The sequence below is a fragment of the Gemmatimonadota bacterium genome (assembly GCA_026705765.1).
Lineage (GTDB): Bacteria > Latescibacterota > UBA2968 > UBA2968 > UBA2968 > VXRD01.
In genome coordinates this window covers 1-22257 of sequence record JAPPAB010000055.1, presented here as the reverse complement: position 1 = coordinate 22257, position 22257 = coordinate 1, and the positions used below count along the sequence as shown (strand labels likewise).

At 51.2% G+C, this 22257-nt stretch carries 16 protein-coding genes; 9 read left to right on the top strand and 7 right to left on the bottom strand.

What is annotated here, in order from left to right; translation table 11 throughout:
• Positions 1-74: 74 nt before the first annotated feature.
• From OXH16_07195 to OXH16_07185, 3 genes are read right to left on the bottom strand one after another with little or no spacing between them, the layout of a single operon-like run.
• Complete coding sequence (locus OXH16_07195) at positions 75-1019, bottom strand: ROK family protein (GenBank protein MCY3681165.1); 945 nt, start codon at positions 1017-1019, stop codon at positions 75-77.
• Positions 1016-2221: a multidrug effflux MFS transporter gene (locus OXH16_07190; GenBank protein MCY3681164.1), complete on the bottom strand. Its 1206-nt coding sequence runs from the start codon at positions 2219-2221 to the stop codon at positions 1016-1018. The genes OXH16_07195 and OXH16_07190 overlap by 4 nt, the downstream gene beginning before the upstream one ends.
• Positions 2222-2235: 14 nt before the next feature.
• Entirely contained in the window at positions 2236-2460 is a 225-nt protein-coding gene (locus OXH16_07185; protein MCY3681163.1) for a YggT family protein, read from the bottom strand.
• 227 nt (positions 2461-2687) lie between these two features.
• Here OXH16_07185 and OXH16_07180 point away from each other — a divergent pair, with 227 nt between their 5' ends.
• Positions 2688-5414 carry an insulinase family protein gene (locus tag OXH16_07180; GenBank protein MCY3681162.1) on the top strand — a complete coding sequence of 909 codons (2727 nt, stop codon included), beginning with the start codon at positions 2688-2690 and terminating at the stop codon, positions 5412-5414.
• A 525-nt stretch (positions 5415-5939) separates the two neighbouring features.
• Positions 5940-7448 carry an SLC13 family permease gene (locus tag OXH16_07175; protein ID MCY3681161.1) on the top strand — a complete coding sequence of 503 codons (1509 nt, stop codon included), beginning with the start codon at positions 5940-5942 and terminating at the stop codon, positions 7446-7448.
• Positions 7449-7461: 13 nt separating this feature from the next.
• Here OXH16_07175 and OXH16_07170 read toward each other — a convergent pair whose 3' ends face one another.
• Entirely contained in the window at positions 7462-9237 is a 1776-nt protein-coding gene (locus OXH16_07170; protein ID MCY3681160.1) for an ABC transporter ATP-binding protein, read from the bottom strand.
• Between the two features lie 93 nt (positions 9238-9330).
• Between OXH16_07170 and OXH16_07165 the strand changes: the two genes are divergently transcribed.
• The 7 genes from OXH16_07165 to OXH16_07135 all read left to right on the top strand — a co-directional run bounded on the left by OXH16_07165 (position 9331) and on the right by OXH16_07135 (position 20719).
• Positions 9331-10338 carry an NAD(P)-dependent oxidoreductase gene (locus tag OXH16_07165; GenBank protein ID MCY3681159.1) on the top strand — a complete coding sequence of 336 codons (1008 nt, stop codon included), beginning with the start codon at positions 9331-9333 and terminating at the stop codon, positions 10336-10338.
• 20 nt (positions 10339-10358) lie between these two features.
• A complete protein-coding gene (locus OXH16_07160) occupies positions 10359-11654 on the top strand; it encodes a neutral/alkaline non-lysosomal ceramidase N-terminal domain-containing protein (GenBank protein MCY3681158.1) in 1296 nt (431 codons plus the stop codon).
• A 231-nt stretch (positions 11655-11885) separates the two neighbouring features.
• Complete coding sequence (locus tag OXH16_07155) at positions 11886-13067, top strand: hypothetical protein (GenBank protein ID MCY3681157.1); 1182 nt, start codon at positions 11886-11888, stop codon at positions 13065-13067.
• A 165-nt stretch (positions 13068-13232) separates the two neighbouring features.
• Complete coding sequence (locus OXH16_07150; GenBank protein ID MCY3681156.1) at positions 13233-14636, top strand: ABC transporter substrate-binding protein; 1404 nt, start codon at positions 13233-13235, stop codon at positions 14634-14636.
• A 12-nt stretch (positions 14637-14648) separates the two neighbouring features.
• Positions 14649-15746, top strand: coding sequence for an ABC transporter ATP-binding protein (locus OXH16_07145; GenBank protein MCY3681155.1), 1098 nt, complete (start codon positions 14649-14651; stop codon positions 15744-15746).
• Positions 15733-17418 carry an iron ABC transporter permease gene (locus OXH16_07140; GenBank protein ID MCY3681154.1) on the top strand — a complete coding sequence of 562 codons (1686 nt, stop codon included), beginning with the start codon at positions 15733-15735 and terminating at the stop codon, positions 17416-17418. The genes OXH16_07145 and OXH16_07140 overlap by 14 nt, the downstream gene beginning before the upstream one ends.
• A gap of 85 nt (positions 17419-17503) precedes the next feature.
• Positions 17504-20719 carry a chondroitinase family polysaccharide lyase gene (locus OXH16_07135; protein ID MCY3681153.1) on the top strand — a complete coding sequence of 1072 codons (3216 nt, stop codon included), beginning with the start codon at positions 17504-17506 and terminating at the stop codon, positions 20717-20719.
• A gap of 194 nt (positions 20720-20913) precedes the next feature.
• On the opposite strand, the gene OXH16_07130 is transcribed toward OXH16_07135, so the two are convergent.
• The 3 genes from OXH16_07130 to OXH16_07120 all read right to left on the bottom strand — a co-directional run.
• Positions 20914-21054 (bottom strand): DUF5069 domain-containing protein, encoded by a 141-nt coding sequence (locus OXH16_07130; protein ID MCY3681152.1) that lies wholly within the window; start codon positions 21052-21054, stop codon positions 20914-20916.
• Between the two features lie 68 nt (positions 21055-21122).
• Positions 21123-21695, bottom strand: coding sequence for a 16S rRNA (guanine(966)-N(2))-methyltransferase RsmD (rsmD, locus tag OXH16_07125; protein ID MCY3681151.1), 573 nt, complete (start codon positions 21693-21695; stop codon positions 21123-21125).
• Positions 21696-21706: 11 nt separating this feature from the next.
• The coding region (locus OXH16_07120) for a hypothetical protein (GenBank protein ID MCY3681150.1) at positions 21707-22257 on the bottom strand (551 nt) is incomplete at its 5' end.

Here is a 22257-nt window from a genome sequence, read left to right as displayed (position 1 = left end):
CCTCGCATTTTTACTCCGGAAGTAGAGTCCGTAATGAACTTCAAAAACGTCCGAAATTCAAGATAAAAAAGCGGTCAGTGTTGTATCCGTTGTTTTGCCAGCGCGACTGCGCCGAGAAGGACGGATCGGTTTTTGAGTTTGGCTGGGGCGATTCTGAGGTTTGGACGGTGAACCGGCATGAGGAATCGACGGGTTTCTCTTCGCAGCGGTTCAAATAGGATGCGTCCCGCGTTTGAGACGCCGCCTCCGATGACGATGACGTCGGGGGCGAATGCGTTTATGGCCATTGCCAGACCCTGCCCGAGGTCGGTGCAGATTTCATCGACGAGTGCTCTGGCATAAGGGTCTCCAGAACGCGCGGTGTCGAATAGGGTTTTGGCTGTGATGGGGTTGTTGTTTGCGATTCGTGTGATTGCGATGCCTTTGCGCGGATGTTTTTGCACCGCTTCTGTTGCGCGTTTGCCGATGGCAGTGCCAGAGCACAGGGCTTCGAGGCAACCGCGATTGCCGCAGTCGCATTGGGGTCCGTCGCGCAAGATGGGCACATGGCCGAGTTCGCCGGCATATCCGTTGCCACCGCGGTAGATTTCGCCGTTGATGATGATGCCCCCACCAATGCCAGTGCTGACCGTGTAGTAGATGATGTGGCGACTGTTTTTACCCGCGCCAAAAGTAAATTCTCCCAGTGCGCCCACGTTGGCATCGTTGTCGATTATTGCGGGTACGCCGAGGTGTTGTTCGACAATTTTCGGTAGTGGGCAGTCGTCCCATCCTAAGACGTGGGTGGAGTTGACGATGCGCTGTGTGTCGAAGTTGACGGGGCCGCCAAATCCTATGCCACAGGCCAATACGGATGATTGTGCGATCAGTGTTTTGCTTGTGGCGAGTATGCGGTCAATTCGTTTGTCAGCGTGGTCTGCGCGATCTGTTTGGTGCTGGATGTGTTTGATGACGCGACCGTCGAGCGTGGCAAGGGCCAGGCCAAATTGGGTGCCGCCGATGTCAATGGCGAGGATCATGATGTGGCTCCAGATGGCAATAGTGTGCGGCGCACGAGCAGGGCAATGATGCCTGAGATGGCAATGGCTGTGACCATGGAGATGGATGAGGCGCTGTAAAATTGACTGAAGAGGGTGACAAATAATCCGGCTGTGCTCATTTGTATAAATCCCATGAGGGCGGAGGCGAGTCCGGCTTTTTCAGGGTAGGGTACGATTGCGCCGGCCATTGCCTGGGGGCGCACCATACCGCCGCCTATTGTGAATAAACACATTGGGCCGATGATGGTGATGACCGAAAATGTGCCCGCGAGTTTGAGTCCAAGTAGGAGCAGGCCCGCGCCTGCTGCGATCAGGCTGCCAATTTGAATGATGCGTGCACTGCCGAGGCGGTTGTTGAGACGGCCAGATAAAAATGCACCGATCATGAGGCCCACGGCGACGGATCCAAAACAGAAGCCGTAGAGTTGGGGAGAGACGCCCAGTTCGGTGATGAGTACAAAAGATGAGTTTGTAATAAAGGCAAACATGCCCCAGAAGAGGATGGCGACCATAAAGGTATATCCGAGGTACTGACGGCTGCTGAGGAGATCGCGGTAATTGGCTATCATGCGCGTTGGGTTCAGGGCTGTGGGGTCTATCATGTTATTGGTTTCGGGTACTGCCCACAGGTAGCCGAAGAAGAACAGGGCACCCAGCGCGCTGAGTACGACAAAGACGGCGTGCCATCCAAAATGGGCTTGTAAAAATCCACCGATTACGGGTGCGAGTATGGGGGCGAGGGCAATGGCTGTGGCCATGTAGGACATTATTCTGGCGGCGTGGATTTCGCCGTATATGTCGCGTACGACAGCGCGGCTTACAGAAGGGCCACTGCCTCCGGCAAATCCCTGTAATACACGGGCTGTGATGAGTGCGCCCACTGTGGGGGCAAATAGGCAACCCAGGCCCGCGAGGGCGTAACAGGCAAGGCCGATGAGCAAGATGGGGCGGCGGCCATATCGGTCAGAGAGGGGACCAAAGACGAGTTGTGCTGCGCCCAGTGCTATTAAGAAGAAGGTGACGGCGGGCTGGATGTGGGTGGGTTGGGTTTGAAATTCCCGTACCATTGCCGGCATGGAGGGCAAAAACATGTCAATGGACAGGGGGGGCAGGCCAGACAGGCCGGTTAGTAAGATGGGTATGAGGATGCGAGAGGTGGGAGATTGTTGTTCTGCGCTCAAATTATGCCCTTCCGCTAAATCAGAGACATGATGAACCATATAATGAGGATGGCGACAAAGGGCGATATGTCCAGGCCACCCAGGTCGGGCAACACGCGGCGAAGGGGTACGAGTACGGGGTCTGTGATGGCGCATATTATTCTGATGAGTGGATTGTACGGGTTGGGATTTATCCATGAGATGAGTGCTCGCGCTATGATGATGTAGCCGTAGATTTTGAGGAGAGTTACTAAGAACATAAGAGGACCTTTCGCAATGGGGTTAAAAAGAAGATTTGATAAATTATCAGTTTGCGCGAGAAATGCAACGGAAAAGACGGGGCTAATCGGCGCGTGTTTTTTGGGTGCCAGAGGTTTTTTGGGCATTGCACACGTTGGGAAATTTTGGTATTAATAAGCGATTGTCATCGCGGCATGCTTAAAGCCGCGATCCAGAAGGTTTTTAGCTGACTACTGAGAACTTTGTGATGCGCTCTGTATATTTTTTTCTTCTGATCTGTCTTTTGCCGCTTCAGGCACTGGCAAGTTCGCCACCCTACCAAAAAGTCGCCGATGTTTCGCTTGCTGGCTCCCTTTCTCTCCAGCATTATCGCCTCGCCAATGGCCTTCAGGTTGCGATTGTGGAAGACGATACCCGACCCGTTGTGACGTGCCAAATCGCCTATCGCGTAGGGTCTTCTCACGAAGCACCCGGCCGGCAAGGCATGGCGCATCTGGTCGAGCACCTCGCACTGGATCGCTCATTCTTAGAATCGCTCTATCTTTTGGGTGCGCCACACGCCAATGCCAGTACGTCTAAAGATGGTACAAAATACTACGCGACTGTTCCCAAAGCGCAGCTGGATACACTGATTGCCTATTTTGCACGGGGTATGACACGGTTTGATGTTTCGCAGGAAGCATTCGATCTCGAAAAAGAGGTCGTTCTGGCTGAATGGGCGAGAAGTGCAAGTCTTGCGCGTCGGCTTTTGTATAAAAAGCTATATGCCCGCATGTTTGCGGGACATCCCTATCAGTACGATATTCTGGGCCATCGAGATACGATTAAAACTTTTACTCTGGAGGAAGCGACCGCATTTCACAAGCGTTATTACGTGCCGAATAATGCGTGTCTCGTAATTGTCGGCGATGTGAATAGGGCTGATATTTTGCCCGTTGTGGTTCAACATTTCGGGGAGATTCCAAAGCGCGAGGGGTTTATTCACGATGATATTGATACGCTGGATAGCGCGTCTGTACCTCAGGATTCCACGCAATCTACAAGTGATCTGCATTCTTCTGTTTGGGGTGTCTGGCATATTCCAACAGATACGCACCCGGACTGTCATCCTTTGTATTTGTTTGATAAAGTTCTTTTTGAAGGTGAATATTCTCTTGCGCGCCAAAGACTAATTGGTTCAGGAAAAGTTCTTGGAGTCAACTCCTATTTTCTTTTTTTACGCGATAAAGGGCTGTTTTATTTTTATGCCGATTTACCTTCGGGTGCGCGTTATGAACGTGTGGTTTCGGCCATGCATCAAATTATTCAGACGGCTGTCGATTCTTTGTCTGAGGAACATCTTTTACTGGCGAGAAACGAAGCGCGTAAAGATCTGTACTACATGATGACCAGTCAATCCCGTCTGGCAAATGCGATCTCTTATGGATTCATTTGCACCAATGACCCTGCCTTTGATCTCAAGTGGATGCAGAATTTCGATGGTGTTACCGCGGCGGATATCAAGCGGGTGGCAAAGCAATATCTTTTGGACCAGCCGCCCCATACCTTTGTCCTGGTCTCTTTTGAGGAGTCAGTATCATCATGGAACGTGTGGCTTTATGTTGGTGTTGTGTGGGTGCTCGTGGGACTGGGAGGATTCTGGTACTGGCGACGGCGAGTACTTGCGGTTGGATTATTGGCAGTCCTTTGCAATGTTTCAGCAGCAGATGCGGAAATTCCCAATCACAAAATATATTATGTCCAGGATACGCGCGTGCCGCAAACTCGGCTTTCAATGAGGTATTATACAGGGGGGAGTCTGCAGGAGACAATGGAGACACGCGGTTTGTCTTTTGCGTTTTTTCGCGTGATTAATCTGACATTACACGGAGAAGATAAAAAAGAAATGGACCGGCTTGGCGCAGAGTTCTGGTTCAATATTTCTAACTTATATACCACCGTTAACCTGACTGTGTTTAGCGAAAATTTGGATGCGGCTTTGAGACATCTGAAAGCGATGATAGAAGATCTCAGATTCTCTGAAGAACTGCTGAACAGAGAACGGGCACGGATCATAGACAAATTTGAGGATTATATCGATGATCATGATGTGACAGAGACTTTGCGCTATCACCTGTACAAATACGATAAAGACCGGCGAGTAGGTACGCGCACAGCACTTGAAAATTTGACAGCACAGGACTTGCAACAATTTTGGGATCAAACCTTGCGCGCACAAGTCCTCTTTTTTAGGGTAACTTCCGATCTGAGTAAGTCGGAAATTGAACGGAGTTTACGGGTGATGACGGATAACCGACATCGGAATGGTTTTTCGCCACATCCTCGACCAGAACGCAAAGAAATTACGGGCATGCATGTTTTAATTTCTCAAAGTAGTCATCTAACTGATCTTTGTAATTGGCTAACCAATGGCTTGCCCCGCACAAATGAGGATTGGTTTGCACAAGCGGTTCTGGTCAATGCGCTAAACCGGCTCTTGTTTATTCGGCTTCGAGACCAGAAAGGCTGGTGTTATTCGGTTGGCGTGAGTATTCAGGAATGGACGTCGCCGCCAATATTACATTTTTGGGCTGATCCTCGCGATGTTTATACCCCTGAGCTTGTTCCCGAGATGTTTCGGTTGATGCACCATTGTTTGTCCGAGCCAGATTTTTGGGCGCAGGTGGAGAAAGGTCGCGAAAGACTCAAGCGGGCGTATCATTTGCAACTCGGTCCGCAGACCAGGCTCGGCCAGCAGGTGCGCTATGATCGCGATGGGGTGCCCGCTCTTTCGCTGGAAGAATACGAGTCGGCTATTGATGGCGTGGCAGAGGAGGATATTCGCCGCGTTTTCAGGCGACTGTTGAACTATCAGGTCAAGAATTTTTTGATGCTTTTTTACGGGGATGTTGATCGCATTAAGGACGCATTGAGGCGGGGGTATATCATGGGCAGGACAACGGTTTTTGATATTCAGACTCTGATTGAGGAATAATTTCCTTTTATCCTCTTGACGATATTTTTGAAGTTGGGTATGTTTATGCACAGCGGGTTGCCTCAGCATTTCTGTTTATTTCCTCCCTCCCGATAAATAGAGTGCTGTTGGTAGCCCGCTTTTTTTATTGACAGGGTTATTTTTGGAATTTATTTTGCTTTTGTAGCAACAGTATGACGCCTTTGAGGGTGTCGGGAGGGAGCCCTCAAAGGCTTTTTTATTTATAAAAATAAAGAGGCGCCGGTCGGGAGGGAATAACCAGCGCCTCAAGGGATGTTGCATGGTACCGGATTAGACGCATTTGTACAGAAAAGAGTTCCAAGAAAGAGTAACGGCGTTGACTCAGCCGGGGTATAGGAGTCAACGCCGATATTTTTGCGACACGCTTTGTCGCATATTCTTTTACTTTTAAGGGCTGGAAAGGTTCCCGAATGGTGTGATTTTTTGTTGGTTCAAACGAGTTTTGTCTTTTTGTGTTATGGTGTATATTGTTGATTCTCTAAAAGATGTAATCATGGAGAAGATATGCTGAATAAAAAAATAGAACGCTGGGGGCTGTGGCTCGGTCCGGTGATTGGGCTGGGAGTTATAGTCTTTGGGGATCTCAAGCCGGGACATCCGGAGGTGACACATACGGCTGGTGTGGCCTGCTGGATGGCGATTTGGTGGATGACAGAGGCCGTGCCTTTGGCTGCGACGGCACTGTTGCCCGTGGTGCTGTTTCCCCTGCTGGGTATTATGAGCGGGCAAGAGGTTGCGCCACTTTATTTGAATCACATTATCTTTTTGTTTGTCGGTGGTTTTATGGTGGCTTTGGGCATGCAGCGCTGGAATTTACATCGGCGAATTGCCCTTCGCTTGTTGCTCCTTTTTGGGGGGTGTCCCCGGTGTATTCTGACGGGTTTTATGCTGGTGACGGCGTTTTTGTCCATGTGGATTTCCAATACGGCGACAACGATGATGATGGTGCCTATTGCGCTTGCAATTGTGGTCAGGATGGAAGAGCAGGGCGTGGCAACGGGTTCTTTTGGCACGGCGGTGTTTCTGGGGGTGGCTTATGCGGCTTCAATTGGTGGGAGCGCGACGCTTGTGGGTACGCCGACCAATTTGTCTTTTGTGAGAATTTTATCGATTCATTTTTCAGAGGTTCCCGAGATTTCGTTTGCGACGTGGTTTGCGTTTGCTCTGCCTCTGGCATGTGTGATGCTCGTTTGTGCGTGGGGTGCGCTTTGCCTTGTTTTTGGCATTCGCGGTCGCGGCGATGATATTGATCTGAGCGTGGTGCGCGCGCAATATGCCGAGTTGGGGCCAATGTCATTTGCCGAGAAGGTGGTGCTGGCCGATTTTGTGTTGTTGGCGCTGTTGTGGTTGTCGAGACGCCCCATTCAAATTGGCGATTGGACGCTGCCGGGCTGGTCTCAGTTTTTAGAATCTGGCGGATTGATAACCGATGGGTCGGTTGCTATGGCAATGGCTTTGATTTTGTTTGTCGTACCCGCGCGAGATGGCGCGAGGTCCAGGGTGATGGATTGGCAAACGGCTGGCAATGTGCCCTGGCATATTGTTTTGCTGATTGGCGGTGGATTTGCTCTGGCAAGTGGGTTTAAGGAGTCGGGGTTGTCGCTCTGGTGCGCGCAGCAGTTGGAGGGTATGGGGCGCTTGCATCCTCTATTTTTGGTGGGTGGTTTGTGTGTGATGATGACCTTTTTGACAGAGTTGACTTCCAATACGGCAACGGCAGAGATGTTTCTTCCGGTTTTGGCGGCGTTGTCTGTGGCTGTGGGTCTCAATCCATTGTTGCTGATGATTCCAGCCACATTGTCGTGTTCGTGTGCGTTTATGTTGCCGGTAGCCACGCCACCCAATGCAATTGTGTTTGGCACGGATAGAATTTCTATGCGCGATATGGCGCGTGTGGGCGTGGGGTTGAATTTGGTTGGGGCGGTGATGATTACTGCTGCGATTGCTGTTGTTGGTCGCGTTGTGCTGGGTATTGAACTCGGGGTGATGCCCGATTGGGCAAAGATTCAATAGGCGGGAGGTAGCGTCAATCCGCGACCTGCGACTCGCGGGTCGCAACTCGCGATAGCATTTCTCCATTGCGCGTGAGGTCTTGCGCCCGTACCATGCGCGCATAGAGTCCATCGCGGTTGATGAGGGAACGGTGGTTGCCCGTTTCGACTACGCGGCCTTCGTTGATTACAGCAATGGTGGGCGACCGGCGCACAGTGGAGAGGCGATGGGCAATGACGAGGGTGGTGCGGTTTTGCGTGAGGCGATAAAGGGCTTCTTGAATCAGTGTCTCGGTTTCGACGTCAACAGAGGATGTGGCTTCATCAAGGATGAGAATGGGGGCGTCCTTAAGCAGTGCTCGGGCTATGGAGAGGCGTTGTTTTTCGCCGCCAGATAAGCGCACGCCGCGTTCTCCAATCACGGTGTCATATCCTTTGGGCAGGTCGCGGATGAAGGCGTGGGCATTGGCTGCTTGTGCGGCTTCTTTTACCGTGCGCTCGGTCGCATCTGGATGACCGAAGATCAGATTTTCATATACTGTGCCGTGAAATAAGAAGACGTCTTGAAGGACTGAGGCGATGTTTTGGCGCACAAAAGAGAGGGGTAGGTCGCGCAGGTCATGTCCGCCAATGCGAATCGCGCCCTGTTGGGGGTCATAAAATCGGGGCAAGAGGTTGGCAAGGGTTGATTTGCCGGCTCCCGTGGGCCCGACGAGTGCGAGGATATCTCCTTCGCCAATGTACAGGTCGATGTCGTGCAAGACGGGTGTGTTGGGATCATAGCCGAAGGTGAGTGCGTCAATATGAACATCCCATGTGATGGTTTTGGGCACGGTGACATCAGGCGCGTCGGTAATTTCCGGACGGATGGCGAGGAGTTGAAAAACGCGGTCTGTGCTGGCGGCGGCTTTTTGCAATACGTCGTTAAAAGATGCCAGTTGCAAAAAAGGCTGGTAGATGTGGCCCATATAGACGATGAAGACAAATAGATCAGCTACCGAGATGCTGCCGCTGAGGGCCATGTTGCCACCGCTCCAGATAACGAGTACAATGCCCAGTCCACCCGTGGCTTCGATGATGCCAGCGGGCAGAAGCGAAACTGTATTGGCTTTGATCAGGCGGTCGTGAAAGGTGGCGCTGCGGTGGGTTACCTTGCGGGCGCATTCCCGTTCGCGGGCAAATGATTTGATGACGGCAATGCCCGACATGTTATCCTGTACGAGGGCGGCGAGTTCAGCGAGCCGTTCGCGCACCGCATGCCACATGGCGCGCACTTTGGATACATAGCGATATACGAGAAATGCCGTGGGCGGAATGGGCAATATGGCGATGAGGGCGAGTTCTGGATTGAGGTAAAAGAGTACGGCGACCATGGATATGGGGATAACCGTGGCGAGCGCGGTTTCGGGTATGCCGTGTGCAATAAAGTCTTCGATGGCTTCGATGTCGTTGATGGAGCGGGCCATGAGATTGCCGGTGCGCTGGCGATTGAAAAAGCTGTGGGACAGGTTTTGCAGGTGCTTGTACACGCGCGTCATAAGCGCGTGCATCACGCGATAGGCGGTGACGTGAGAAAAGAAGCCATAACCATAACGGGAAACGCCGCGAAGCAGGTAAATCCCAAGGAGTAAGAGGCTGACTTCTATGAGGTCTCCTACGGGTTTTGCTTCGGTGAGCCACTGGATGAGTCTGCGGATGAGCAATGGTGGGATGAGATTGGCCGCTGCAAAGATAAACCCACAGGCGATGCAGCATGCCATAAGGAGACGGCGACCTTCGAGCAGGTCGTAGATTTGTTTGATAAAGGTCATAAATCTGTTGTGGTTTGAGGTTTGTTATGGTTGTGACCCAAACCTATTATTTGATGGGATAGAAGTCAAGAGAATAGAATGGAGAGAACGACGATGGCAATTAAAACAGAAGAGGAGTTGATCGATCAGATGACGACCCCTTCACCCGAGGTGGTCGAGGCTGTGTCAAAGTTAGATGGTCCCGTGATGATTTTGGGTATCGCGGGAAAGATGGGACCGACTTTGGCAGAGTTGCTACTGCGCGCTGGCGCAGATGAGGTGATTGGCGTGTCGCGGTTTTCCAATCCGCTGGATCGCGATGATCTGGAGGCGCGAGGTATTGCGACGATTAAGTGCGATTTGATGGACGATGAGGGGCTGGCGCAGTTGCCTCGCGTGCCGTATCTCTATTTGATGGCCGGGCATAAGTTTGGAGCTACGGGCAATGAGCCGTTGACCTGGGCGATGAATGCGGTATTGCCCGCAAAAGTCATGCAACAATTTCCTGATTCGCGCATTGTTTATGTATCTTCTGGCAATGTTTACGAGTTTGCTTCGGTGACGGGTTCGGGTGCTCAGGAGGATGCTGCTGTCAATCCGATTGGCGAATACGCCATGTCCCGGCTGGGCGGTGAACGGCTTGCCGAGTTTTATTGCAAAGAGAATCAAACGCCTCTGGCAATTGTGCGTTTGTTTTACGCGACGGAGTTGCGCTATGGCATTATTCTGGATATTGCTGAGAAGATAAAATCCGAGACGCCTATTGATCTGTCTATGGGCCATGTCAATCAGATATGGCAGGGCGATGCGAATGCGTATTTGGCGCAGATGTTTCCGCTTTGTGCATGTCCTGCACGGGTGGTGAATATGACGGGTAGGGATGTGTTGTCGGTGCGCGATTTGGCTTTGCAATTGGGCGAGTATTTGGATATTGATCCCGTGTTTGAAGGCGAAGAGCGCGAGACGGCATTGTTGGGCGATGCAGGGGTGCTGTTTGAGGAGATGGGATCGCCGTGGGTTCCCGTTGAAGAAATTGTCTCGTGGGTTGCACACTGGGTTATGAGTGATGGACGCACGCTGGGCAAGCCGACCAAGTACGAGTCGAGGACAGGGAAATTTTAGGCGTGTGAAAGGGATATAACATGATAAAAGCGGGGATTTCAGAGGTGAATATTACGCCGCCGGTGGGCGTTTCGATGTGTGGGTTTGCCGCGCGCGGAGGGCCATCTGAGGCGATACACGACGAGTTGTACGCCAGGGCGCTGGTGCTGGATGACGGTAAGACGCAGGTCGCAATTGTAGGGGCCGATGTGATCAGTTTTGCACCGGATCTGGTCACTCGGATTCGGGAGATGGTTGAGCATTCCGTCGGGATTCCAGGGGGACATATTTTGCTCAATGGATCTCATTCCCATTCGGGACCCTCTGTGATGGCTTTCCGGTGTATGGGCGACCGCGATGCAGCTTATGAAGATGTGCTGTGTCGCAAGGTCGTTGGCGCAATTAAAATGGCGTCAGAAGGGGCGATACCCGCATGGCTTTCGCAGGGACGAGCACCCGTGCGTATTGCCCATAACCGCAGAGAGATGCGCGATGGGCGCATTGTGCTGGGGCATCATCCCAAAGGCCCCGAAGCTCCCTGGGTCGATGTGGTGCGCGTGGATACAGCAAGCGATGTGCCTGTGGCTGTTGTATTTGCGACTGCGGCGCATCCCGTGAATTTGAATTTGTTATCGATCAGTGCAGAGTTTCCGGGATATGCCGCGCAGTTTGTGCGGGATAATCTGGCAATGCCTCTGTTTTTGCAGGGTTGTTGTGGAGATATCAACTGTTCTCCTAAGGACGGGAAGTTTGAGGGGTGCGAGTTGTTGGGTACGCGCCTGGGCGCAGCAACCGTGACGGCTGCGTTGTATGCCGAGAGACTGGAGGGCGATGTGCTGGCGGTGAATAATCGGGTTGTCGAATTGCCTCTTATGATACCCGATATCGATGAAGCAGAGCAGGCACTTGCAGATGCCACAGCGAATTTGCAACGCGTGCGAGAGGACAAAAGTATAACGCCCTATCGACGCCGACAACAATACGAGGGGATGGTCGGGTGGGCAAAGGATTATGTGCAGGCTGCGAGAAGAGGCGGAAGTCCAACAGAGTCGTTTGAGATTCAGACCATACATATTGGCAATTTGGCAGTAGTGGGGTATCCGGGGGAGATGTTTGTCGATTACCAGTTGTTTTTAGATGATGCTTCTCCTTTTGATAGAACGATCGCCCTGGGATATACCAATGGGTGTGTTGGGTATGTTCCGACTGCCGATGCCTATCCCGTTGGTGGATATGAAGTCGATCAAGCTTTTAAGTATTATGGAACATTAATGATAGGTGCGGCGTGTGAAGATATGATTAAAACGGCGACGATCGATATGCTGAGAGAGATGTAAAAGTGTCTATATCTTGTATAATAAGGCGTTTGTACCACTTGAAATTGTAGAAAATGCTTGACAAATGGTGCGTATTATCATAGATATATTTTTTGGAAGAGTATTTATTTTTTGTGGGTTCTCTATAAGCACGGGTTATGTGTACACCGAGAGCCACCACATCGCATCAAGCCATATTCCGACAGTACACATGGTACGGGGAGCCATTATCGGTACTGTTGTGGAGGCTCAATGTATCGAAACGTTTTCTATATGATGCTGGTCGTGCTTTTTCCCCTTTCGGGATATGCGCAATCAGATGTCGATATTGATTTTGACGATAATGGCGTCGTTGATCTGCAAGATCTTTTGGCTCTGACCGAAGCCTTTGGTACAAATGATGCGAAGTATGATTTGCACCCGGATGGCGTGGTTAATTTCAAAGATCTTATCATTTTTGCCAGTGCGTACAATCAGGAAGATACTTCTGAACCCGTCACCGAGGAAGTCGAGGCGCAAGAAGCTTCTGCTGAGATCAAATTTTTTGAGCTTTTGACGGCGAATAGCCGGCCAAATGATCTGGCAATTGACCCGCGAGGGTATATATGGTTTACAGAGATGGGGGCCAATGCGATTGGCCGATTAGAGCCGCGCACAGATATGATTCGCCGATTTTCTTTGAACACGCCGGGTGCGCAACCACACAGTATTGCCCTCGACAGCCAGGGACACGTCTGGTTTTCAGAAATTGCCGCCAACCGCATTGGACTCCTGGATCCCTTCTCCGATGAAATTCAGGAGTTCACAGTTCCGACTCCGGGCAGTCGGCCAGTGAGTTTGCAATTTGACGATCAATGGAAGCTCTGGTTTATCGAGAGTGGAGCCGACCGCATTGCCCGACTGGATCCCGTCACCGAGACGATAGAAGAATTTTCAGTTGGTGAACAAGATGTCGCGCTTGGTTCGCTTCAGATAGATGATGGCGGGCGGGTCTGGTTCGTCAATCACGAACAAAGTCAGTTGGGTATGCTCGATCCCGATACTGAAGAGATTACCACCTATTCGCTTCCAGATAGTGGTTTTGCTATTGGGCAAATGGGATTGGATTCAGTGGGGAAGATGTGGTTTACGGATACGGATTCGACGAGGCTGGGCATGTTTGATTCTATCACCAGGCAAACGCGTTATTTCCGGTTTCCCGAAAAGATGGAATCTCCACATGCTTTGCAGGTCGATTCGAATGATCGCGTGTGGATCGGTGGACAATCGTCGGGATGGCTGACCAGTTTTAGTTTGCAAGATACAACGTTTACGCTCTATGAGATTTCCGATGATGATGTTGAGGTCAAAAACTTGCGTGTTGATTCCAGAGGTGTTGTCTGGATCATCGATTCAGAGGGGAATCGAATTGGGCGGATTGAAACGTCTGATTAACTGTTTATCCCATCGCCAGAGGAAACAGATTTTAAGGGCGAGCGGGAATAAGTCTGCAAGCAAAGCACTCTATATTTAGAGTGCTTTTTTTATTTAAAAAGACGTTGACACACCAGAAGGCACATACTATATACTTTTTACCCTAAACATACGGGGTCAACGGTTATGAAATCTTACTATGCCATTTTTCATTTTGCTCTTATCGGGTTGCTGGTTTTTCCATGCAATGCCGATCAATTGGTGCTGATGTCGCCACATTCAGATGAGATTCAAAACGAGTTTGAGTCGGCTTTTGTGGCTTTTTATCAAAAGACCACAGGGCGAGATGTGCGGGTAGAATGGCTCGATATCGGGGGGGGGACGAGTTCGATTTTGCGTTATATCAAATCGGAATTTGGGCGGTCGCCCGAGGGCATTGGCATCGATATCTTTTTTGGCGGAGGCACTGCGCCTTATGTGGATTTGTCTGAGCGCGGGCTGTGTCAGCCCTATCGGTTGTCCGATGCCGCGCTCAATCGATTGCCCGCGCAGATTGGGGGGGTTCCGCTTTACGATTCTGCCTATCAATGGTATGGTGCAACGCTGTCGGGTTTTGGCATTGTGTACAATCGGCGCGTACTTGACATTTTGAATTTGCCCATTCCCCAAACCTGGGCAGATTTGGGCGCGCCGGAGTTGTTTTCGTGGGTCGGTTCGGGCGATCCGCGCAAGAGTGGCAGCGTTCACATGGCTTATGAATTGATTTTGCAGGCTTATGGCTGGGAAAGGGGATGGGAAGTGATTACTACAATGGGGGCCAATGTGCGAAATTTTGGGCAGGGTGGCTCTTATGCTCCAAAGGAAGTCGCTGTGGGCGAAGTGGCTTACGGTTTGTCCATCGACTTTTATGCATGGGCACAGGTCGCAGAAGTGGGCGATGAATACGTGGGCTTTGTGATGCCCGACAATTTGACCATTGTCAATCCCGATGGCATTGCCATATTAAAGGGTGCGCCAAATCTGGAGGTGGCACAGGCGTTTTTGGAGTTTGTGATGTCCGATGCAGGGCAGAAGCTCTGGTTTTTAAAAAAGGGTGCGCTGGGCGGTCCTGTCAATAAGCAGTTGAATCGATTTACCGTATTGCCGGATCTGTACACGCGCTATCAAAGTGATGCTGCGGTGACGTTAAATCCCTTTGAATGGCGTTCTGATTTGATATACGATGCTGAATTGGGTAGCGGGCGCTGGCGCGTGTTGAACGATTTGATCGGCGTGATGGTCATTGACTCACAGCGGGCATTGCAAGCTGCCTGGAAGGACGCGATGGTGGATGGGGTGTCAGAAAAAGAACGCAAGGTGCTGTCATCTGTACCCATTTCAGAGGCCGAAGCACTGGAGTTGGAGCAATCATGGGCAGATGCCGAGGTGCGCAATCGCACGATGGCTGATTGGACGGATTTTGCGCGCGACAAATACGGTGCTCGCGATATGCCTTTGTCTGTGCGCATCACCAATGCGATTACTTTGTTTTTCCCTATGGGTATTGCCTGCTGTGTGGTGGCTTATTTGTGGCGTTTGCGCAGTGGCTAAAGAGGGTGAGATATGTTCGGGATTAAGCTGGAAAATGTGACCAAGCGCTTTGACAATGTTCTGGCATTGGATCGCATCAATCTGGAAATTGACGCGGGGGAGTTCTTTTTTTTGCTGGGCCCCTCTGGTTGTGGCAAAACCACGTTGTTGCGCATTTTGGCGGGTTTTGAGCAGCCCGAGACGGGTCGGGTGCTTTTTGACGCGCGCGATGTGACTGCTGTGCCTGCGCACGAGCGCAATACGGGTATGGTGTTTCAGAATTATGCCTTGTGGCCTCATATGACGGTTTGGAAGAATGTGGAATACGGCCTCACCATGCGCAATATGTCGCAGCAGGAGCGCGACCAAAAAGTGAGGCGCGCCCTGGAAATGGTTCAGATGAGCGGTTATGCCGAGCGGTCACCCAATCAGCTTTCGGGAGGGCAACAACAGCGCGTGGCACTGGCGCGGGCACTGGTCATAGAACCAGGTGTTGTGCTGCTGGATGAGCCGCTTTCCAATCTGGATGCGCGATTGCGGTTGGAGATGCGCGAGCAGTTACAGGATTTGCAGCGCTCTTTGGGTGTTACGATGATTTATGTGACACACGATCAAAAAGAAGCACTGGCTATGGGTGCGCGCATTGCGGTTATGCAGATGGGGAAGGTGGCGCAAGTCGGCACTCCGCGGGATGTTTATAGACGACCGATCACGCGCTTTGTCGCGGATTTTATTGGCGAGATTAATTTGATTTCTGGGGAAATAAAATCTGTGGAATCCGAGGTGGTCGCTACAACAGATGTGGGGGATATTCGCGGCCAGGCGGGGTATGAGGGTGTTCAGGCGGGGGATCAGGTGTTGTGCGCGATTCGGCCCGAGGCAATGGATTTTCTTTCAGATGAATCTGGGACGGCGGATAATGTCATTTTTGGGCGCGTGCGGCGTGCGATTTATCTGGGGGAAGTCGAGCAATTTTTTGTTGAATTGGCGAGCGGCGATCAGATCAGACTGATTGCATACGGCGCAACTATGCAGTACGCACAACCCGGCGATGAGGTGCGACTGGGGTTTTCGAAGCAGGAGGTGGTTGTCTTGCGCGATGAAGGGGAGGAGCGCGATGAGGCGGTTTGATCTCAATTTGCCCACGCTCATTTTTTTGGTGGGGTTGATCGGCTTTTTTGCGTTGTTTTTGTTTTATCCCCTGTGGTATGCCTTTGTGCAGTCGCTGGTGGTCGATGGCAGGTTTACGTTTGCGTTTTACGAGTTAATGGTGACGAGTCCGGTCTATCAGGAAGCTATCCTCAATAGTTTTCGGCTGGGGATGATTACGACTATTGCGACTACGTTGCTCAGTTTGCCTCTGGCATTTTTGCTGGTGCGATACAATTTTGCGGGTAAGGGGTTTCTCAATGGTCTGATTCTGGTGCCTATGGTTTTGCCCCCGTTTGTAGGGGCTATTGGCATGAAGCAGATGTTTGCGCGTTTTGGTTCGATCAATTTGCTACTTTTGGATTTGGGGCTTATCGATCAGCCGGTAGATTGGTTTGGCGGCGGTGGTTTTGTGGGGGTGGTGATTTTAGAGGTGCTGCATCTCTATCCCATTATGTATCTCAATGTGGCCGCTGCTCTTGCCAATGTCGATCCGAGCCTGGAAGAGGCGGCGCGCAATATGGGCAGTAGCGGGTTTCGTCTTTTTCGCACGGTGACATTTCCGCTGATGTTGCCGGGCTATTTTGCCGGGGCGATTATTGTTTTTATCTGGGCGTTTACCGATTTGGGAACGCCGCTTATTTTTAATTATCGCCAGGTTGTGGCGGTCGAGATTTTTAATTCTATTGAGGATATTAACGAAAATCCGATGGCTTACGCGCTGGTTGTCTTTGTGTTGCTTTTGACGGTCTTTTTCTTTTATCTGTCAAAGGCGATGCTGGGCAATCGCCGCTATGAGATGATTGCGCGAGGGTATATCAGTTCGGGGTCGCGCCCGGCTTCTCGCGGGATGACGGTGTTGATTTACGCCGCGATGCTGTCGCTTACGGGTATTGCTCTGATTCCGCATATGAGTGTGTTTTTGACGTCTATTGCCGAGCGCTGGTTTATGGCTGTGTTGCCCCAGGAGACGACCGGGCGATTTTATACGATGGTTTTTGAACACCCGATGTCTCTGTCCAGTATTGAGATGAGTCTGATGTTGAGTGTGTTGAGTACGACGCTGGATATTGTTCTGGGTATTGCCATTGCCTATTTGTTGACGCGCACCCGCATCCCGTATAAGGGCGTTTTAGATGCGATGGCGATGTTGCCTTTAGCTCTGCCCGGCCTGGTGCTGGCTTTTGGGTATCTGGCGGGATATTCGGGCACTTTTTTGGATGCGCGGCACTATCCCGTGCCACTGCTGGTTATTGCCTATGCGGTGCGGCGGTTGCCCTATATGGTGCGCGCGGCGTATGCGGGTTTTCAGCAGACGAGTGTGACGCTGGAAGAGGCGGCTCAGAATTTGGGGGCTTCCCGGTTGCGCACACTTTTTCAAATTACATTTCCGCTGATTTTAGCCAATCTGGTGGCTGGCGGTATTTTGTGTTTTGCGTTTGCAATGCTCGAGGTGAGCGATAGTTTGATTTTGGCACTCAAGGATGAGTACTATCCCATCACAAAAGCGATTTACGCGCTTATGGGGCGCATTGCAGATGGCGCGTATCTGGCCAGTGCGATGGGTGTTTTTGGTATGGTGTTGTTGATTGTGAGTTTGTTTTTAGCCGGGCGATTTTTGGGCAGGCGCATGGGCGAGTTGTTCCGCGCTTAAATGAAAATTCAAAGGGCTTGTGATGAATTTGCGGAGATGGATAATTATTTTTGCAGGGGGTGTACTTGGGATGGTTGACGCGGCGATGGCACAGAATACACCGTGGCACTACAGTTTTGAGGAAACGACGCTGTCGGCAGCCTATCGGGCAGATGCAGGCAGTGAGGTTTCGCTTTCGGCGAGGCGTTACAAGGGAGGAACGCAATCTCTGAAGTGGGCATGGCAGAACAATGGCCGGCTTGTGTTCACGGATCCAGTAACACAACGCAATCGGACGCTGAACGGTTTTCGGGCGTGGGTGTACAACGAGGAGGCACTCGATGAGGTGCTGACGTTTGGGTTTGGTACGGAATCCGAACTGGCGGCAAATAATCCGCGCTACCAGTTTGAGTTTGGCTTGAATTTTACGGGCTGGCGGGCGATGTGGATCCATTTGCGGGATGATGCGCGGAATAATTCTTATACGGGTCCGAGAAATGGACGGGTGACGGCGTTTGAAATTAGGGCACCGAATAGCGGGGCTGTGTATCTGGATTTGATGGAGTTGGTAGAAAGAATTGACTCCAGGCGATCTCCCGATGCACAGGTTCCATTTGTGAATGGAGGTATAAATACAAGTGGCGATAAAACCCGCGAATATCGATGGAGTCTGAATAGATTGCCGGGTCCGCTTCCTTCGCAGATTACCGATGATGAGAGACGGGCTTTTGATAAGATTGCCCGACGATATGAGGCATGGGTTCTGGGCAATGGGGTGAAGGATGATGAGCGGGAGCCTGTGAGGATTCGGCTCAATGAACTTACAGCCTATATAAGGCGTGGGCATAGCAATCTCGCAAATTACGAGATTCGACGCGAGGATGACCTCATTCTGGGTAAACCCCTGTTTGCGGCTCGGTCATCCTACAGGCCCTATTTTCAGAGTGTTTTTCAGAATGTCTTGTTGCGTCTGGTGCTGGATTATCGGTTGAATGGGAATGTGGAGGCACGTGATCGGGTGATAGATGTTTTCGATTATTTACACGATCAGGGGTGGGCAGATGGCAGTGGTGTTGGGGCGATGCATCACGAGTTTTTGCGGATTGCGAGCTATGCCCACGCGGTGTATTTGATGCGGGATATTTTGGGTGATACGAATCGACTGGAACGGGAATTGGCGAGTTTGAAATGGTATAGCATGTTTGGCGAGTTGTATGAAGAGAACTGGGATCCGGGCACGAATGCGGATTTTTTGCGTTCGGTGGCGATGTATCGGTTGTTGTGCATTTTGATGATGGACGATTCGCCCGAGAAGGTGGCGAATATGCGCCGCTATGTTGTATGGCTGAATAATGCGCTGGATATTGCGCCGGGGTGGTTGGATACGATTAAGCCGGATTTTGTGGGTTTTCACCATCGGGGTATTTACGCCAATGCGTATGCGCCAAACGCCTTTCATGTGGCTTCTGTGCTGGTGTATTTGTTGCACGATACGCCTTTTTCAGTTGGGGATGATAAGCGCGATAATTTGAAGCAGGCGCTGTTGACGTCCAGGATTATGGCGAATGCGTATGATATTTCAACGGCCATTAACGGGCGCTTTCCGCTCAATACAACGGTAACGGATGGTCTTTTGCCGGCGTATATGTATGTGGCTTTGAGTTATCCTTCGGTGGATGCAGAATTGGCTGGTACGTTTATGCAGCTTTGGAGACCTCAATCGCAGTTGTTGATAGAAGGTTTGTTTGAACAGGTAGCTTCGCGGATTATGTATTTGCACACGCCAGGTGCGATGCAGATGATGATGGATTTTGCAAGTGCGGGATACCCGCCGATCGCTGCACCTTCTGGGCACTGGACATTGCCTTATGGTGCGTTGTCCATTCATCGACGCGGGGACTGGATGGTGAGTATGAAGGGGTGGAGCAAGTACGTGTGGGATTACGAGTCGTCAGCCGGTGGGGAAAATCAACTCGGTCGTTATTTGAGCTATGGTTCGATGCTGATTTACGCCAGTGGCGATCCGGTCACGCGTGAGGCGAGTGGGATTGTTCGGGATGGATGGGATTGGAGTATGTGGCCGGGTACGACGGTGATTCGCCTGAGTCATGAGCAACTCAAACACGAGGGGCGTGACCGCAATTTTTCGGATGAGACTTTTGTGGGTGGGGTGAATTTGGAGGGACAAAATGGTGTGTTTGCATTGAGATTGCACGATACGAGATTCAATACGAGTTTTCGGGCGGTTAAGACGGTGTTTTGTTTTGATGATGTGCTAATTTGCCTGGGTTCGGGTATAGAGAATAATGATGGTGGTCATGCGACGGTGACGCCGTTGTTTCAGGTGTCTATTTCTGAGGATCGTTCTACGGGGGTGAATGGGGAGCGTGTGCGGGGGATTCCATATATGTTTGAGGGGATAAAGGGGCAGCGAGCGTGGCTGATGGATTCACGGGGTAATGGCTATGTGATTCCAGATGGTGAGGGTCTGCAGGTGCAGCGCCAGGTGCAAGCACCCGGGGATTTTGAAGATGCTGGGGGTGTGGGGGCTTTTGAGTTGGCGTATCTGGATCACGGTCCTATGCCTCAGGGTAAGTCCTATGAATATGCCGTGTTGGTTCAGAGGTCGCCGGATAGGGTGCGTGCGTTTGCCAATGCGCCGGAATACGATGTGTGGCAGCGAGATGGTGATGCACATATTGTGCATCATCAGGGGATGAAGGCGACGGGTTATGCGCTGTTCGATAAGGATGCAAGGCCAATAGGTGGTCCGGTTGAGGGTGTGTCTTTGCCGAGTTTGGTGATGGCTCGCGAAGTGGGTGATGGGGTATTGCTTTCGGTTGCTGATCCGGATTTTGGGTGGGACTGGAAGATTCAGACGCCGCATCGGCAAGATGGTTCGTTGATTGTCAATCAGCCGAGTGAGCCTCGGAAGGTAGAGGTGACGATGCGCGGAAAATGGCGTCTGGACCAGTCATATGATCTGGCAGAGATTGTAGAGGAGAGCGAAGATCAGACGGTTGTGGCGTTTATCTGTCAGGATGGCGAGAGCGTAGAGGTGAAACTGATATCGGGAACAGGTGTGAGTGTTGCAAATCTGGATTTTGATGGGGATGGTGCGGTCGGGTTTACGGATTTTTTGCTCTTTACCGGCAAATTTGGTCTGTCGGAGGGTGATGCGGGTTTTGACGCAAAATACGATCTGGATGGCAATGGTGTGGTGGGGTTCAGCGATTTTCTGATTTTTACACAGGGATTTGGCAAACCGGTGGGTGGAAAACCAGTGGCTCTCCGAAATGGAGGAGAAAGGTTGGGGTCGTGACAGTTTGAGGCCTTTATAACGAAAAAAAGCCGCCACATTATGTGGCGGCTTTTTTGTTGTTACTTAGAATGTGACTTGTCCCAGATGGGTTTTACTTTTTCGATGACTTCGGCATCGGTCGGGCTGGATGCGACGATGTTCGTAAATTCTTCAGCTTCAACTCCGAGTTCCTCCAGGAACTTTCTGTCAGCGGGTCACGGATAGACGTAGTCACCGATGCAGCCTCGCAATTTGGCGCGGGCTTTATCTGTAATGCGCGGGAGCCAGGGCATGTCGCCCATGTAAAGCTGACGGCTGCGCGGTCTAAAATCGACGGCGGAACTGAGTTTGTCCATTGATTCCTCCTTCAGGTATAATGGCTTTTTCGTGTCATAACATAGTGATTTTGGCGATGGGTAGCAAGTCAGAAAGTAAGGGTGTATGTGCTCAAGGTTGTGTCGCCGTATTTTTTTTGTCGAGAGATGGTGAGATTGGGAAAGGATTTGGGTAGCGTTGTACGAGAGGCGTGTTGGACGAGAATGCGGGCATTGGGCGCGAGTATCGGCGTTGTTGCGAGGCGGGTGAGTATGGCACAGGACATGGGTTGTCCGTCTAATTGTTGGTGGTAGGGGGGATCGAGGTAGATGATGTCGAATAGGGCTTTTGCATGCGCGAGTTGGGGCAAGAGTTTTTGTGCGGGACGCGCGTAAAGCTGGATGCGGTCGTTGAGTTGCCAATTGTCTATGAGCTGTACGATGAAGCGGTTGCAGCGACGGTCGGGTTCGTTGATGATCACCCGCGCGCCTCGGCTACAGGCTTCGAGGCCGATTTGCCCAGAGCAGGAGAAGAGGTCGAGGAAATATTTGCCGTGGAGGATTTCGCCGAGGGAAGAGAATACGGCTTTTTTGACAAAGTCGGATGTGACGCGGGCATTGCCGTACTTTTTGTTGTTAAAGGGGATGCGGCGGCCCTTAAATTCCCCAGCGATGATGCGCATAAGAGCGTGTTTTAATTTCCATACCGGAAGCGCACTTCGCGTTCGACGCTCTTGCCACTGACCAGGTCGGTTACGACGATTTCGAGTGCGTTGACACCGGGTCTGACTTTGTTGAGTACGATTTCGACGTATTCGCGCTCGTCGGCATCCCGTCCTGTGAGTTCGTTGGTGATGGCCACCTGGGGTTTGGTGGTTCTAAAGATGGTTCGCAACCCCGTGGCCACTGCGCCAAATACGCCAACGGCGGGCATGGCACTGGAGCGAATGCGGTATTCGGTTTTGTAACGGGTTTGTCCAAAGGTGTCTTTGGTCAGATTGTAGATTTCAAAGTAGGCATAGACATTTTGCTTTATAGCATAACTGCGCGTGGGTATGGGGATGATCCACACGTCTTCTTTTTGGAATTTTGCTGCGCCTGCTTCCGCGATGTTCGAAGCCAGTTGAATTTCGCTGACTTGAAGCTCTGGGATTTGATAATCTCTGATCTGGAGTTCTTGCCGGTAGAGTCCGGTGCGTCCAGAGATGAGGTCTTTCATTTGTACTTGAAGTTCGTATTTGCCGG

Bases quoted from the DNA above. Each gene is read 5' to 3' on its own strand.
- OXH16_07195 (MCY3681165.1), bottom strand. From the start codon at position 1,019: ATGATCCTCGCCATTGACATCGGCGGCACCCAATTTGGCCTGGCCCTT.
- OXH16_07185 (MCY3681163.1), bottom strand. From the start codon at position 2,460: ATGTTCTTAGTAACTCTCCTCAAAATCTACGGCTACATCATCATAGCG.
- OXH16_07180 (MCY3681162.1), top strand. From the start codon at position 2,688: ATGCGCTCTGTATATTTTTTTCTTCTGATCTGTCTTTTGCCGCTTCAG.
- OXH16_07175 (MCY3681161.1), top strand. From the start codon at position 5,940: ATGCTGAATAAAAAAATAGAACGCTGGGGGCTGTGGCTCGGTCCGGTG.
- OXH16_07170 (MCY3681160.1), bottom strand. From the start codon at position 9,237: ATGACCTTTATCAAACAAATCTACGACCTGCTCGAAGGTCGCCGTCTC.
- OXH16_07165 (MCY3681159.1), top strand. From the start codon at position 9,331: ATGGCAATTAAAACAGAAGAGGAGTTGATCGATCAGATGACGACCCCT.
- OXH16_07160 (MCY3681158.1), top strand. From the start codon at position 10,359: ATGATAAAAGCGGGGATTTCAGAGGTGAATATTACGCCGCCGGTGGGC.
- OXH16_07155 (MCY3681157.1), top strand. From the start codon at position 11,886: ATGTATCGAAACGTTTTCTATATGATGCTGGTCGTGCTTTTTCCCCTT.
- OXH16_07150 (MCY3681156.1), top strand. From the start codon at position 13,233: ATGAAATCTTACTATGCCATTTTTCATTTTGCTCTTATCGGGTTGCTG.
- OXH16_07145 (MCY3681155.1), top strand. From the start codon at position 14,649: ATGTTCGGGATTAAGCTGGAAAATGTGACCAAGCGCTTTGACAATGTT.
- OXH16_07140 (MCY3681154.1), top strand. From the start codon at position 15,733: ATGAGGCGGTTTGATCTCAATTTGCCCACGCTCATTTTTTTGGTGGGG.
- OXH16_07135 (MCY3681153.1), top strand. From the start codon at position 17,504: ATGGCACAGAATACACCGTGGCACTACAGTTTTGAGGAAACGACGCTG.
- OXH16_07130 (MCY3681152.1), bottom strand. From the start codon at position 21,054: ATGGACAAACTCAGTTCCGCCGTCGATTTTAGACCGCGCAGCCGTCAG.
- rsmD (MCY3681151.1), bottom strand. From the start codon at position 21,695: ATGCGCATCATCGCTGGGGAATTTAAGGGCCGCCGCATCCCCTTTAAC.